The sequence below is a fragment of the Enterococcus sp. DIV1096b genome (assembly GCF_050498765.1).
Classification (GTDB): Bacteria; Bacillota; Bacilli; order Lactobacillales; family Enterococcaceae; genus Enterococcus_D; species Enterococcus_D entomosocium.
Window position 1 is genome coordinate 43,509 of sequence record NZ_JBMHEK010000002.1, and the last position, 13,445, is coordinate 56,953.

Consider the following 13,445-nt stretch of genomic DNA (forward strand, 5'->3'; position numbering starts at 1 on the left):
GTCAAAATTAGTGGTACCATATATAGCCATGCATACCATTTTCTCAGATGGTAAGGTAACTTACTGAAGTTGGATTTCATATATAAATCTCCTTATATATATTTTTTTGCTTTTATATATAATACATCACATCAAAATAAATATAAAGCTTAGTTTCTTTTAAATACCGTAACAATTAAAATTAATATCTAATGTTTTTCCTATAGCTTCTTTAGTCTCTTCTTTATTCATTTTGCTTAATAACAAAAACTTCTCTTTACTAATGTTACCCCTTACATATGAATATAGCAATTCATACTTATAATATTGAAGAATAGGAATATCAAATAAGTTATCTTCAATTAATAGGGATAGCTCGGAGAAAATTTTTTTGAATTCAGATAAATTTCTGTTCTTATTTAAATAATTAAAAGCTAGATTAATATAAAAAATTATTTTTTCGATTTTGTATTCTGATATCATACTTACAGTGTTTAAATAACACTCTACAGTTGGGAGTAATAGGGAAATAAATTTATCATCAAAATAGGTTAAAAAGTTGTTAAACAAGGAGAATTCATAGTGAAAGAATTCTTCTTTCTCAAACAAATATTTTTTTAGAAGATTAATTTCTTTTTCATTTAAATTTTCTTTTTTAAAATAATGTTGAAAGAAAAAGTCAGAATCGAAATCAACAGGTTTTTGATCAATTATATTTCCATCAAATATTTTTTTTTCCGTTCTATTTCTGAGTTAATTAAAATAGAAAATTCTTTATAAGAAACGTTCATGCGATTAAGAATTTGCAATAGAAAATTGCTGCTCAGGTAAGCTTCTCCTTTTTCAACCTTATAATAATGTTGTGGAGTGATTATGTCTTCAGTAAGATACCTTACTGTCAGTTTCTTACCTTTTCTTATCTGTTTAAGTATTTTACCTACGATAGCATCATTCATGTAATAAACCCCTTTATACGGAATAAAGATTAACGGATAAATCCGTTAATCTTTTTCTTTCTTTATTATTCGCAGAATTTCATTGATTGATTCTTGAAGTTTTTCAATAGCCTTGTCTAACTCTGTTAAAAAAAATATCGATAACACTATAGGAAAACCTATGTTTGCAACTATTTCTGCGATTACTCCAAATTTTCCATATTGACTCCCCCTTACTTTCTTATCCGAATGGATTAATTTCTGTATGCATATTTTTCCCCTCCTATCATAGGAAGAGGATAAAATAACTTTAATACAGATAATTAATTTGTAAATTATAATTTATATATTACAATTAATAAATTCATTCTTCGATATATTATTGGGAATTAAAAAGAGAATAGTCCTCTAAACTGGGACTATTCTCTTTTTGATATTATTTTTCTAACCATTTACCATTTTGTAACTGAACTCGTTTAATTTCGTAAGCAGCACTAATATTTTTAGAATTGCCTAAGAAAAATGATACTTTATTTCCAGTTGCTGGATTATCATAAACACGCAATCTGAAAGTTACTTCTGCCATCTTGTAATTGTTTTTTGTGATATATGCTTTGACTTCTTCGACTGCTTTTCGTCCTGCAATTAATTGGTCGTATTCCGTTGCAGCAGCTTGTTTACCAATTACATCGACCATACTTGTACATAGGGTTGCTATTGTAGCAAACCCGGCTGCTGGCCAACTGGCCAATGTCAGAGCAGAAATAACTCCACCTTGAACCCAACTTTTCGCCTTGCTTTCAAATAGTTTTACCAATACGCTATAATTTGCTTTTGGTGCATATTTATTATCCAAAAATAGTTGTTGAAATTGTCTAGCCCCTTCTAAATTTGCTGCTGTCACTTGAATTGTTGCCCATCGTTCTGATTGAAATGCCATTTTTTTCTCTCCTCCTAATTTTTTTTATCAAATTTATTGATCAATATTTATTTGATGTCACCAGTATGCAGGATTATTGTTTTCTTTCTTTTTTTTGTAAACTATAATTTATACATTTATCGGCGACTTCATTAGCTTTGAATAAAAAAAGACGTGCTATGCACGTCCTAAGAGTTGAAACTATTCTTTTATGGAATTGAATTAGTAGAACTGCAGCCTTATGTCGATTGCGTTCTTGGCCAGCTGATAGCCAGCTTCATCAACACCAGAAAATACTTCTAACGGCGAAATATTATACCTCTTGCCGTTTTCGAATTCATAGAAATCTTGATTGGTAAACAAGTTATAGGCTAAAGCAACCAGTCGTTGCTCCCCACCGGATAAAGTGCCATCAAACCATAGGTCACTATTGATTTCTTTTTGGACAAAATTAACCATAGAGCGACGTTGGTTAAATAATCTTTCATCACCAGTGAAAATAAAAACCAAGCTACGCCAATAAGGATCTCGAAGATCTGTAAAGCTCAATTCATCCATCATAAAATTAAATCTGGCAATATGTTCCTTGTTTAGAAATAATTCTTCCATTATTGTTCCTCCTCTAATTGGTTTTGACCATTCCTTCAGCAATTACTCGAACGTCACTTTTGCAATTTCAAAATCAAAATACGTTCCAGATACCCAGTCTACATGACCGCTATCTGTAAAAGTTTTGCGGATCACATCCTCTTCATCTTTTAGCTCAAGTATGGCATCAAGGATCGCTTTTGCTTCGTTCTCCTTAAAAATACCTAACTCTTCTTTTCTTTGCGTAAATTGCAAATTCTCAACCGTCGCAGCGTTACTTAAAAATCCCATCAGTTCCTTAGAAAAATGGTTGAAAACGATCACTGTCCAGACCTTTTCTCTTCTAGCTTCAAGAGAAATTAGTTTACCACCTACATCATTCTTCATTTGGTTTGACCAGGATAAATTGATCTCTTCCATCGACCTTCTGATACTCCCGTTGACACGCTTTACATAAATAATGACCATTAGGATAAAGAAAGTCCCCTTTTCTTACATAAACTCGTTTTGCTAACTCACCGCAATCACATTTGATCCAGCTAGGCGGCCAGTATAAGCGTCGATTGTAGGGCGTTATTGGTACTTTCCATTGCCCACCGTAACATTGTCTTTCTTCAGCCATCTTTATAAGTCCCCTTTCAACATACGATTAAGCACCTAATCGATCCTTATCCTTAAAACGGACACCTTCTGCATAACCGGAGTAAAATGCTTCCCGATCCCTCACGGTGTGAGAGGTATCTTTACCAGGTACCAGTCCAATTTTTTCGACTTCAGCCTGAACCACTTCAGGTACTTGCAAAGCCAATTCATAGCCGTTTGTCAGCACTTGTTTTCGAAATGTTTGCGACAAACCTTTCAAGTATCCTTCCAAATAGTCTTGTTTTAACTGCCATTTCCGTTTGTATTTTCGTCTGATCTCTGGCAACTGAAGAAACTGCCTTGCACAGTAGCTGGCACTACCACGAGCATACTCAAACGTGATTTGAGCAATTTGTACATCGGACACGATCCCAACAAAGTGAAGTTCAATCGGTTTTCCGGACACATAGTAATACCGGACACGAAAATTTTTAGCAATGATCCTCGCCAATCGGTAAAGCCATTTTTGTGGCCGGCCTTCATAAATCACCGTATTGATCACTGCTTCTGACTTTTGTTCTTGCTTATAATGAAAAACGTCTGATTCATCGATATTATGCTGAAGCATCAACTCTTGTGCTTTTGCCAAGGCTGACATCGACTCTTCGTCATTGGCATCATTTGCAAGTGCTAATAATTTTACGATCTTCTTTTTGGCTTTTTCATCCATTGGATCTCACCTTTTGTCTGATTTTAGTTTACCACGTATTGGATAACGGTTTCACTGATAAGTGATAGCACTTCAATGAAATAGAAAATAAAGTGCGGTCACTTTCTGAGCGCAGGAATCTCAAATCCCGCTTTTTCTTGCTCAAGCAACATATCTAAAGCGATACACATTAATTTCGATTCACTTTTCTTGTACTTGGTGTTCAAGTGCTTCAGTCCCTGCTTCCTCTTTTCATTAAGCGTTACAGGAAGACGTGTATTTCCTTTTGCAATGGCCATAACTCGCTCTCCTTCATTGAAACGATCAAAGATTTAATCAAAGACGCAGCGAGCGTAAATCACACTCGCCGCAGCTTTGAACGGACTCTTTTCTACTGATTGTTTTTCATGACTTCCTTTGCTTCTTCTGTAAGCGGAAAGACTTTTGCAACAGCCATGCCACAAGGAATTGCCCCTACAGCTTCCTCACAAATGACACCAGCTTCTATCAGTACATCTTCAATGCCCGTATTTTCAGACCACCCTTTGATTGCGACGAAATCTTGTCTGATTCCGATACTCGTGTTTACCGTAGCCGTAGCAAGCAACTCTTCTTCAGACTGACCTCTTCTTTTCTTAATCAATTGAATCGCTACATTGTTGTTATCTTCATAGTGATCAAATATCACAGTACATTTTTTCTTATTTAAAACGGCGTTCATTATTTTTCCTCCTAGAGATAAGGAGTTACAAGACCAAGCTCTAATTATTCAGTGGTTTCTTCTTTTAGTTGATCCGCAAGTTTTGTAAGCTTGGCGGCATTGTCAAATCGCATTCTTTCTATAGAAGATCTTTTATGAGCAAGATCTGCAACGGTTGTTGCGGCAACTCCTGATTTTTTTTGAATTTCATACAATGATTTTCCACTTTCAAAAAGCAACCATTCTATCTTATCTTTATCTGCGTACATCTTTTTTCCTCCTGAAAGGAGTATGACAATTAAAACTTGCCACTACTCACAATTATGGTATATTTTGAGTAGTAGCATTCCCGTCAAAGGATTTGTTACTTGCGCTTGTTCTGACCCACTCAGAATAAGTGCTTTTTTATTTTGCAGTAGTGATCCCTCCCTTTTTTATCCGTATACCGGATCTTCAGATAGTTATAGATACTTTCTAAAAATTAAACATATCGGTATACCGTTGTATTTATTATACCACGGTATACCGATAGTGACAATCTATTATTGCTTTTTTTTTGATTTTAATGGTCAAAAAAGTTGATTTTAACCAATTTGGAAGTGTTTTGCTATGAAATAAATGACTGATACAGTAACCGAATTTCCAGCTTGTTTGTACAGCTGACTGTCCGAAGTCTTTTGATCATACCTGCAGTTATAGTGATCAAGCCCGTTACTGATTATTTCTTCAGCGATCTGCCTACTACCGAATTTCGCTGCCAAAAAGGCCCAATCAGGAAACGACTGCAGTCGCCAACATTCAAGTGGTGTTAGTTTCCGGATCTGAAAATCATCGGTTACTACGGCTTGCTGATCACCTGTAACGACGGTATTTGCTTGCTGATTTCCCACACGTCCCCGACGTTTTGTAGATTTAGGATAAGCGAAATTGATACTATCGCCTGGTAGTGCTGCAGTATAGCCTTTTTTCGTGGCTTCTTTCACCAGTATTTTGGGTTCGTGGCCGCCACCACTCATGGTGGTAAGTGTAGGGCATAACCCTTCTACGGAATGGATCGCTGCAGCTGATCGATAGGAACCATCGATCGACCCTGCAACGATAATTCCGTGACGATCTTGTGTGGTTAAGGTAAACATCGGCGCTTCATTTTCCTTCATTCTACGGCCGTTTTGACGAATAGTAGCTTTATCTGGCGTTAGGATCGGGATCGCAATTTTATTTCCTTCTCCTTTGTTTGTGGTAATCGTAGGACTAAGTCCTGAAGCGTCATACACTTGGCCATTCATTCCTCCACCACTTGGATTGACGTTGCCAACAACGATTTGTTTCGGTGTTTTGTAGTCCGTTGCTGTCAAAGTCCCCATCAGACCGTCCGTATAGTACGTTCTTTCTCGTGTAAATCGACTTAAATCATTCGCTGCATGTGTCGTTCCAGCTAAATGGATCCTTCCTGATTTTTGATCAGCTGATCCTTCTTCTCTTGTGAGAGGAAAAATCTTTTTGGTACCTGCTCCTCTAAGATGTCCGATAATAAATACACGCTCTCTGTTTTGGGCGACAAACTCTTTGCTGTTAAACAGTTGCCACTCCACGTCATACCCCAATTCATCCAGGGTTCGGAGGATCGTCTCAAACGTAGCCCCTCGTTCATGGTTGAGGAGTCCTTTGACGTTTTCAAGGTATAAAAGCTTAGGTCGCAAGATAGATGCGAAGCGTGCAATCTCAAAAAAGAGAGTTCCTCTAGTATCTGAAAAACCTTTTCTTTTTCCTGCAAGGCTGAAAGCTTGGCACGGAAATCCTCCCGTGATAATGTCCACACGTCCGATTCCTCGAATAAATTCATCTGAAAGTTTTGTGATATCATGCATTTCTACCTCCTGTTTTGTGTCAAAAATTGATTGATAACTTTTTCTGGCATGGCCATCGATCTCACAATACCCAACACATCGGTAGCCAGCTTGTTCCATCCCTAAACGAAATCCTCCGATTCCTGAAAAAAGATCTAAAAAGGTGCCTTTATTTTCTGTTGTACCATTTTCCATTGTTCACTCAGTTTCTTCATGCGCATGAAAGGTATTTCAAGTACCTGATGGATTAAGAATACCGAGAAAATGGATGGTTAAATTTCGGAACAATGGTGGTACTTAGGCCTTTTTTTAAGAAAGAAAAGCGATCTTTTTGCCCTCCACGTTCCAGCCGCCTCCACCACTTAGGAGGGCAAAAAAAATAGACGTGCAAGGCACGTCTGTAGAGCAAAAGGTTGATATTTCACTGAAATCTTGCTATAATTACTATGTAAAGAGGAGTTGCGCTAACAACTCCCCTACAGCACCGTTTAAGACGGCGGCGGATCAATTAGTTAAAAATAACCGTAACCCTGCTAAAGTTGACGGTTATTTTTTTGCACTCTTTTTTCGTTTCTTCTTGCTTTTACGCTTAGAAGAACGAGTGTTTATAATCGTATCTGCTAGTTTCACACATGCTTCGATTAAACCAATGAAGGCTAATAAAACAGGCGCTATTGCTAACAAAATGCCGATTATATCCACATCTTGCAAAAGGCTACTCCTTTCTTCAGATTTCGATAGTACATTCATAATGCACCACCTCACTTTCAAAAAAAGCGCCACCGTCACAAACTTTACTGTACTCATATTATACCATAACTCACGCTAAAAACCTATATTTATCAAGGCTTTTAGCGTTTTTTTTATGTCTAAATCCGAGTGAAATGCTTGTTCCTTCAGTCGCTCCAGCCACCACCACCGCTCCTTCAGAAACCGTGTTGCTGACACAACCCGAAGGGATCGATAGAAAAAAATACCAGGATCAGGCAGAGATCTCTTGTTCTTTTAAAGCCAAAATAGACAAAGCCTTCGCAAACTGCAGTAAGCCGGATTGAGAATCATCGACGATCACATTTTTCTGATAATGGATCCGATCGCTCACGTGATTGATTGATAATCCGTAAACAAAACGCATCAAAAAGATCTTTCGTCTCCGATCGGTAATTTCTGGTTTATATGGATGGCTAATAGCCGTCAGACCCAAAGAAAACAAGTGGTGAAAATAAAGAAACTCTTGTTTGAACTGCTGATTTTCTTGAACAAAGCTAGAGTGTTTGATTTCTGGTATATCTTGGTCTAAGAGCGAATACGTTGAATGAATCGGCGGCATCCTCGTCAATCCCATCCTTTCTCTTGAAACAAGATAACTAGAGAGCATCGATCCGATCTCTCCTTTGGTTTTTTCCCAATCGATCACCTCTTTTTCAGGTAATTCAAATTGGTGAACATCAAATAATCGCACATTATTCCTCTTTTCATGATAGGTGATACAAACAGTTGTCGTTTGAACCTGAATTTTATATCAAAAAAGACCTGGGGTTTCCAGGTCTTTTTTCGTCTTTGTTTCTCAAAATGGCAAATCATCATCTGGTAAATCGATTGCCGAGCTGCTTTGTGCAAATGGATCTGTTTCTTGTTTAGGTAGCGGTGGCGGTGTTGGTTTGCTTTTTTCAGCTGTTTCGTTGGATTCATTCGCACGCTGCTCAGACACATCTTTTGATTCCATTAATTGAAACGTCTCTGCCACGACTTCTGTGACGTACACTCGCTGTCCTTGTGGGTTATCGTAAGATCTTGTCTGAATACGTCCAGTCACGCCGAGAAGCGTACCTTTCTTGGCGTAATTGGCAAGGGTTTCGGCTGGTTTACGCCAAATGACACAATTTATGAAGTCAGCTTCTCTTTGACCGCTTTGATTGGTAAAATTTCGATTCACGGCCAAAGTGAACGTGGCCACTGCAGCACCGTTCGGTGTAAATTTTAATTCTGGATCTCTCGTTAATCTTCCTACTAATACGACGTTATTGATCATGCTTTATTCCCTACTTTCTTTGCTTTTTTTGGCGCATTGACAAATGATACAAAAGTGATCTGTCCCGTATCGCTCAACTTGATTTTTGCATTATAGGTCGTCTTGTCTGCCTTTTTGATTCCTGAAACCACGGTTTCTTTCCCGACTAACAAATCCTTCAGATTGGTTTTCGTCAATTTTTTCTTCCGGAACTGATCAGATAACGTAAACGTACAGTTAGGATAATTCGAACAACCGTAGAAAGACTTTTTCAACACCACATTTCCGCCACATTTCGGACACTTCCCGATCGTCTGCTTATCAGCTTCTTTTTTGACTTCCGCTTGGTAGGTGTGGAAATTCAACTTCTGAACATCATCTGGCACGTGTTCGATCAAATGCACGATAAACTTCTTGATATTGGCAATAAAAGTCTCTTGATTCCCTTCTTTTTTCCCGATTTTCTTTAAGTACGTTTCCCATTTTGCCGTCATTTCAGCACTCGTCAATAAGTGCTGGCTTTCGACTGCCTGGCACAATAATTTTCCTTTTTCGGTAACGATCAATTTATTTTTTTCAACTTTGATATATTCTTTTTGCTTCAATGTCTCTATAATGCTCGCACGTGTCGCTTCTGTACCGATTCCTTCGACTTCCTGAAGGATCTTGATTGCTTGTTCATCATCTACGGTCTTATTAGCCGTTTTCATTGCTGTAAGTAACGTGCCTTCAGTAAATGGTTTCGGCGGCTGCGTCTCTTTCTCCACACTTTTTACATCCGCTTGAATCGCTTCACCGATCGTCACAGTTGGTAATGTTTGGCTCTCTTCGTTCTCCTTGTTGGTATCGGCTTTGAATAAGATCTTCCATCCCTCGACTTTTGGCACTTTTCCCGTCGCTTTAAAACAGAGAGTTGACACTATGGTTTCTATTACGGTTTCTTCATAAGTATAATCTGGTAAAAACATGGCGATCGTTGTTTTCATGACGAGCAAATAGATTTTCTTTTGTAGATCATCTAATTTATTAAAGGCTGACTCACTTGCGACTTGCTTCGTTGGAATAATGGCGTAATGCTCTTGCACCTTACTTCCATCGACATATCGCTTTCTTGGCTGATCTTGTGCCATGGGTTCATCTATGGATAAAAAACGGGCATAACTGTCGTAATTCGCTTTTAAGTACTGAAATTCACTGTCTGTAATAAATGGTGTATCTGTTCTTGGATAGCTCAACAATTTTGCTTCATACAGTCCTTGCATGGCTTTCAACGTCTGACTGGCTGTTGCTTTATACAGCTGATTGATTTTTGACTGCAGGCTGCTCAATGAGAATAAATTGGGACTATTCGTTTTCTTCATTTTTGTTTGAAGATCTTTAATTGTTCCTGGTTGTGTGCCGATTGCAGCGCCCTTAGAAGAAACAAAGGAAAGTAGTTCCTCTTTAGTAGAAAAACGTTGTGACGGGCTTAATAGGGCTTTGAACGAGCCATTCGTTGCCTTGATCAATGATTCGATTTCATAAAATGGTTCTTTTTTAAAATGCTCAATCATTTGTTGGCGTTGATAGATCATGTAAAGCGTTGGTGTTTGTACCCGTCCAAGAGAGAACGTTCCATTTGCCCCTTTTGAACGAAGATTCAACGTATAAAGCATACTCCCGTTCATGCCAATGAGCCAGTCGGCAATTTGCCGTGTCTGTGCTTCTTGATAAAAAGGATAATAGTTCATTCCTGGCTTTAAGTTTTTAAACCCACTACGAATTACATCTTTTTCAAGACTATTGATCCATAAACGCTTGTATGTTTTTTTATTAGAAAAAGCGCCTGATTCATGAATGATCGACCAGGCGATATTTTCCCCCTCTCGATCACTATCTGTTGCAATAATGATCGTATCGGCTTTCTTTAGCAGTCCGGAAACGATCTTAAATTGTTTTTTCTTGTCAGCTGCGACCTGAAAATCATATTGTTGCGGAAAGATAGGCAATGCATCCAATGCCCAACTCTTCCATTTTTCATCATAATGACCTGGTTCTGCTAATTCGACCAAATGGCCGAAGCCAAAGGTGATAAAGGTCTCATCTGGAAAAATTGGATCTTGGATCTCAAAAAAGCCATCCTTCTTCACGCTATGCTTTAACGCACCTGCATAGGAAGCTGCTTGACTTGGTTTTTCTGCTAAAATTACGGTAGTCAATACGTACACACCTCTTTTTTTGTGATTGATAATCAGTATAACGAAAAATAGTTTAGATTTCTTATAAACCAGGAATCAGGGCGATAAAATTATAAGCACTATGAACGATCATCGATCCATAAGTATTTTTTGTTTTGAGTGAAACCCACGAATAGACCAGGCTATTTAAAAAATAGGGCAGTAGAAAAACCTGCCCATGTAAAACAGAAAAAATGAAACTAGAGAAAAGAACTGCAGCTGGTAAATTCGTACGTCGGATCAAAAAAGGCAATAGTTTGACCCGTATCAAGTATTCTTCAATGATCGGTGCCAATACAATAGAGAACGTTGCGGCGGAAATGGAAATTCCGTGTCTTGCTTCAGGAAGTCTAGGAAGATACGTTGAAAAAAATTGTTCGCCTATCCACATACTAAGAAGGGATAGCACAACGGCCATCCCTATTCCCTGAATGATTGTAAAAATCATTCGTTTCATCCGTTCACCTTCTTTATAAGCTCAATGCTGGTTCAGATTCGAGAGACTTTTTTCTTTGATTTTCGCCCTCGTTTACTTGATAGACCAGCTCATTGTTCCAATCCCATTTTTGCGTTTCTTGTCCGACCGGAGCTTGCGGAAACTCTGCTTGAAATTCAAGCGGTGCTTTTTCTTTTTGATTGAAAGTAAATTGTTGGAACTTATCGAAAAAGGCTTTTCCGGCTTCATCGTTATCGACACACAAGGCAATTTCTTCAATTCCTGAAGGACTGACTTGTTGTGCTTCTTCCAAATAGTGATAAACCGTTTCTGGTTTCAATCCTTCCATAGAAACAAACCAGGTATCTTTTAGATTGCTTTTATTCAAGGACATATAGCTCATAAGATCGACGCCAGCTTCAAAAAACTTCAACTTTTTCGGCTCGCCATTACGTACATTAAATCCGATTTTACTGTCGGATCCTGTCTGAATTTTCTTCCAGGTTGAATCCGGAATCGTACCTTTTTCGCTGCAGCCAGCGATCTTTCCATGATCATTCCATAATAACAAGACATTGTTGCGCTTGTCTTGTTGCAAAAGACCCTTATTATGAAGAACAGAAACGATTTCTTCATCAATGCAGCGATCATCGATCAAGTATTTCTTCGCACGAACAAAGTCCCGTTCGTTTTCTTTGTTGTAGGTAAATTCCCGTTGTTCAGACGGTGCTACATCGGAAATCTCATATTCGCTATCTGTAATATGGTGTACAGCGGATTTAAAATCCTCGATACCAACAACTTTTTGAACGAAATCGATTGGCCCGCCACCAAAGTTCCCATTATTTTCAATGAACAAGTTCTTATCAGCCGTGATTACCAAGGAATGATTGTCAGCTAGCCGATACTGTTTTTTCGAGTCCTGGATCAAATTGATGCCATTTTTCAAAGCGATATCTAGGATCGATACCGTCTTCGCAAAAGCAATCTGTTCCGAGAACGTTCTGTAAGTCTTTTGTGATTCGGTCAGCTTTTGTTTTTCTACCGTGGGCGCTTTTTCTTGTTCTTGTTGTTCCAATTCTTGATGGATCATCAGTTGCGTATCGATCTGTTCAATCATTTGGCGAGAGAACACTTTCACCTCTTCCATTTGAGCCAATTTATCCTCAACGGTATGACCATTCTTTGTCCAAGCCGCAATATAAGGAATCGATTCTTCTTTTGTATCAATACCGTAATGGTGGGCAACGATATACGCAGCCAGCTCCGCTTGAAATTCTTTGACTGAGCTAGAATAAGTCGAATTACTCGCTTTTGAGTGAAGTTTTGCATGTGCCAATTCGTGGATCATAGTTGGCACTTGTTCTGCTTGTGTAAACCGAGGATTCATGAAAAGCATTTCTGAGCCATCGATGCCCTGACCATATGCCCCTTTTGCGGTTCCTAACACCGGCGTAACAGTCGTAAGATCATCAATGATCGTCAGGCCTTCTGATAAGGCATAGGTTTCTAATGATTGGTATAACAGTTTCGTGTTTGTGGCCTTCGTCAAATCAAAGTTATAAGGACGATTTGGGAAAATTTTCGGCAGATCATCAGCTGTGGCCGTCGTCTGACTAATGTCAAAGACCGGCACGTTTTTGAATGCCCTTCTTTCTTCTGTTTTCAATTCTCCTTTGAGAATTTTCTCTTTTTGTTGCTTAGTGGCTTTTGATAATGACTGTGAACGTCCCTGTTCGTTGATAAAACATTTATACGTTGTTGGCGCCAAAACCCGTATTGCTTTTTCTCCCTTGCGAATAAAGAAGCCAGCTTCTTTGAATTTTTTCGCACCGGCAACAGCGTGAGCATGAGGTAATTGCTTTTGGATCAATGCCGTATTTTTTAGTGAGTAATTGTAAAACTTACTCATAAACGCACCTAATTCTAAGACGTCTTCCGGATCATCAAAATGATTCTTGATATTTTCCATGGCATCTTTGACGAGTTGATCGGTTTCTTTTTTTAATTCATCGGCTGATTTTCTTTTTTTGACTGACCGTTTTTCTTCAGAAGGTTCAACTTTCTTTTGAGTATCTAGGTTAACGATTGTGAGTTTCCCTTGTGTCAAAGGTACTGCAGTTCCTTTATAGTAATCACTCGGATCAAATTCGATCAGTCCATGATCAATAGGCACGCCCATATAAACATTATTCTGTTTTTTATAGTCATTCCATTGGCTAATAAAAGAGGAAAGATATTTTGGATTCAATCGGTCATTTACCAAAAAATCAGCATTTAATTTCTCTTCAGCTTCTTTATGATCTTGACTGAACCAAATATTTTCCTCAGTTAATTGCGCATGTAAATCAAACTCATAGGACGCTACTGTACTTTTAAAAATATTTTCCTCATCTGTATAGATTCTGAAAAAAGCCCCCTCTGCATGGTTTTCAATTCTTAAATAGTAATCTGCTTTTGAATGATCGTTTGTTAGAACATCTTTCTTATCTTTTGCAGCTAACGATTCAAGCTTTTTATAAT

At 38.1% G+C, this 13,445-nt stretch carries 17 protein-coding genes; all 17 read right to left on the minus strand.

Features of this window, described 5'->3' with window-relative positions; genetic code table 11:
- Positions 1–689 precede the first annotated feature (689 nt).
- Positions 690–935: a helix-turn-helix domain-containing protein gene (locus tag IGJ17_RS17110; protein WP_429947148.1), complete on the minus strand. Its 246-nt coding sequence runs from the start codon at positions 933–935 to the stop codon at positions 690–692.
- Between the two features lie 45 nt (positions 936–980).
- Positions 981–1,256: a YvrJ family protein gene (locus IGJ17_RS17115; protein ID WP_429947170.1), complete on the minus strand. Its 276-nt coding sequence runs from the start codon at positions 1,254–1,256 to the stop codon at positions 981–983.
- Between the two features lie 94 nt (positions 1,257–1,350).
- The gene (locus IGJ17_RS17120; RefSeq protein WP_429947150.1) at positions 1,351–1,854 is read right to left on the minus strand and encodes a hypothetical protein; all 504 of its coding nucleotides are present in this window, start codon (positions 1,852–1,854) and stop codon (positions 1,351–1,353) included.
- Positions 1,855–2,055: 201 nt separating this feature from the next.
- Entirely contained in the window at positions 2,056–2,442 is a 387-nt protein-coding gene (locus IGJ17_RS17125) for a DUF6075 family protein (RefSeq protein ID WP_429947152.1), read from the minus strand.
- Between the two features lie 42 nt (positions 2,443–2,484).
- Positions 2,485–2,841, minus strand: a complete 357-nt coding sequence (locus IGJ17_RS17130) for a hypothetical protein (RefSeq protein WP_429947154.1) — start codon at positions 2,839–2,841, stop codon at positions 2,485–2,487.
- The gene (locus IGJ17_RS17135; RefSeq protein WP_104870835.1) at positions 2,798–3,043 is read right to left on the minus strand and encodes a hypothetical protein; all 246 of its coding nucleotides are present in this window, start codon (positions 3,041–3,043) and stop codon (positions 2,798–2,800) included. Before IGJ17_RS17135 ends, IGJ17_RS17130 begins: the two co-directional genes overlap by 44 nt.
- A 27-nt stretch (positions 3,044–3,070) precedes the next feature.
- On the minus strand, positions 3,071–3,733 hold the full coding sequence (locus IGJ17_RS17140) for a DUF2786 domain-containing protein (RefSeq protein WP_347483681.1): 663 nt from the start codon (positions 3,731–3,733) through the stop codon (positions 3,071–3,073).
- Positions 3,734–3,831: 98 nt separating this feature from the next.
- On the minus strand, positions 3,832–4,011 hold the full coding sequence (locus IGJ17_RS17145) for a hypothetical protein (protein ID WP_010748127.1): 180 nt from the start codon (positions 4,009–4,011) through the stop codon (positions 3,832–3,834).
- A gap of 92 nt (positions 4,012–4,103) precedes the next feature.
- Complete coding sequence (locus tag IGJ17_RS17150) at positions 4,104–4,433, minus strand: hypothetical protein (RefSeq protein ID WP_142967603.1); 330 nt, start codon at positions 4,431–4,433, stop codon at positions 4,104–4,106.
- 44 nt (positions 4,434–4,477) lie between these two features.
- Positions 4,478–4,681: a hypothetical protein gene (locus tag IGJ17_RS17155; protein WP_086373464.1), complete on the minus strand. Its 204-nt coding sequence runs from the start codon at positions 4,679–4,681 to the stop codon at positions 4,478–4,480.
- Between the two features lie 315 nt (positions 4,682–4,996).
- Positions 4,997–6,454, minus strand: a complete 1,458-nt coding sequence (gene dcm, locus IGJ17_RS17160) for a DNA (cytosine-5-)-methyltransferase (protein ID WP_429961653.1) — start codon at positions 6,452–6,454, stop codon at positions 4,997–4,999.
- 351 nt (positions 6,455–6,805) lie between these two features.
- The gene (locus tag IGJ17_RS17165; RefSeq protein ID WP_010750032.1) at positions 6,806–7,009 is read right to left on the minus strand and encodes a hypothetical protein; all 204 of its coding nucleotides are present in this window, start codon (positions 7,007–7,009) and stop codon (positions 6,806–6,808) included.
- A 232-nt stretch (positions 7,010–7,241) separates the two neighbouring features.
- Positions 7,242–7,721 carry a transcriptional regulator gene (locus tag IGJ17_RS17170; protein ID WP_313266021.1) on the minus strand — a complete coding sequence of 160 codons (480 nt, stop codon included), beginning with the start codon at positions 7,719–7,721 and terminating at the stop codon, positions 7,242–7,244.
- Between the two features lie 105 nt (positions 7,722–7,826).
- Complete coding sequence (gene ssb, locus IGJ17_RS17175; protein WP_142960365.1) at positions 7,827–8,291, minus strand: single-stranded DNA-binding protein; 465 nt, start codon at positions 8,289–8,291, stop codon at positions 7,827–7,829.
- Positions 8,288–10,468 (minus strand): DNA topoisomerase 3, encoded by a 2,181-nt coding sequence (locus IGJ17_RS17180; protein WP_429961654.1) that lies wholly within the window; start codon positions 10,466–10,468, stop codon positions 8,288–8,290. The genes ssb and IGJ17_RS17180 overlap by 4 nt, the downstream gene beginning before the upstream one ends.
- A 61-nt stretch (positions 10,469–10,529) precedes the next feature.
- A complete protein-coding gene (locus IGJ17_RS17185; protein WP_429961655.1) occupies positions 10,530–10,943 on the minus strand; it encodes a CPBP family intramembrane glutamic endopeptidase in 414 nt (137 codons plus the stop codon).
- 13 nt (positions 10,944–10,956) lie between these two features.
- Positions 10,957–13,445, minus strand: a 2,489-nt coding sequence (locus IGJ17_RS17190) for a DUF3991 domain-containing protein (RefSeq protein WP_429961656.1), incomplete at its 5' end; no start/stop codon positions are given.